The sequence below is a fragment of the Chromobacterium haemolyticum genome, assembly GCF_002081825.1.
Lineage (GTDB): Bacteria > Pseudomonadota > Gammaproteobacteria > Burkholderiales > Chromobacteriaceae > Chromobacterium > Chromobacterium fluminis.
The window spans coordinates 1-1,424 of sequence record NZ_MUKU01000080.1; the positions used below are offsets into that span (position 1 = coordinate 1).

Here is a 1,424-nt window from a genome sequence, read left to right on the forward strand (position 1 = left end):
GAGAACGCGCGGATCCGGGTGGCTTTGGACTCCAGTTCGGCCAATGTGATGCTGGTGGACGAGCGCCGGCAGATCAGCTTCGTCAACCGCGCTTTGCAAGCGCGGCTGCCGCAGTTGGCGAACCGGCAAGCGGGCCTGCCGCTGGACAATGTGTTGGATAAAACGCGGGCGGACACGCTATGCGGCGGCGCGGCGCAGCAATTGACGTTGCAGCTGGATGGCAAGGACTGGGTCTTGCAATCGAATGCGGTGAACGATGAGCGCGGTACGCGGCTGGGAGTGGTGATCGAGTGGGTGGATCGCACGGCGGAACTGCAGATGGAGCATGACATAGAACAGATGATTCATGCGATTACGCAGGGGGACTTCGCGCAGCGCGTGGCGGAGCAGGGCAAGACCGGTTTTCATCTGATGCTGGCGGAGCAACTAAACAGCGTGACGCGTACGGTGGCCGGGGTGATTGGCGAAGTGGCCGGTTTGTTTGGCAAGCTGGCCGACGGGGATTTGCGGATGCGGATGCAGGGGCAACACCAGGGCTTGTTCGCGGAATTGCGGGAGAACTGCAATGACAGCTTGAGCAAGCTGGAGCAGATGGTGGGCCAGATGCGGGAAGCGGCGACAACGATCAATGGCGCGGCGAAGGAAATTGCGGCGGGGAATGCAAACCTGTCCACGCGGACCGAACAGCAGGCGGCCAGCCTGGAAGAAACCGCGGCGAGCATGGAAGAGCTGACCAGCACGGTGAAACACAATGCTGACAATGCGCGTCAGGCGGATCAGCTGGCGCGGCAAGCGTCGCAGACGGCGGGCGAAGGCGGTGCGGTGGTGGGCCGGGTAGTGGAGACGATGGGTCGTATTACGCAGAGCGCGAAGAAGGTGGCGGACATCACCACGGTGATAGATGGCATCGCGTTCCAGACCAATATTCTGGCGCTGAACGCGGCGGTGGAAGCGGCGCGGGCGGGAGAGCAAGGCCGGGGCTTTGCGGTGGTGGCGAGCGAGGTGAGGAATTTGGCACAGCGTTCGGCGGAAGCGGCGAAAGAGATTGGCGCGCTGATAGGCGAATCGGTGGTGGAAATTGAGTCGGGAGCGGCCTTGGTGCAAGGCGCGGGCGGGACGATGACGGCGCTGGTGCAGGGGGTGTCGCAAGTGGCGGAGATTGTGCAGGAGATAGCGCAGGCCTGCGTGGAGCAGAGCAGCGGGATTCAGCAAGTGAGCCAGGCGGTGACGCATATGGATGAGAACACACAGCAGAATGCGGCGATGGTGGAGCAGGCGGCGGCGGCGGCGGTGAGCTTGCAGGATCAAGCGGAGCGGCTGTCTGCGGCGGCGGGCCGGTTCAGCGTGTCGGCGGCAGGTGCGGCGATGGCGTTGGGGATGCCGGCGGCGGGGAGTCCGCGCCTCAGTTCACAGCCGGCGGTGGC

At 64.3% G+C, this 1,424-nt stretch carries 1 protein-coding gene; it reads left to right on the forward strand.

Annotated features, from left to right (window positions below):
* On the forward strand, positions 1-1,424 hold a 1,424-nt coding region (locus B0T39_RS25780), incomplete at both ends, for a methyl-accepting chemotaxis protein (RefSeq protein ID WP_254894641.1).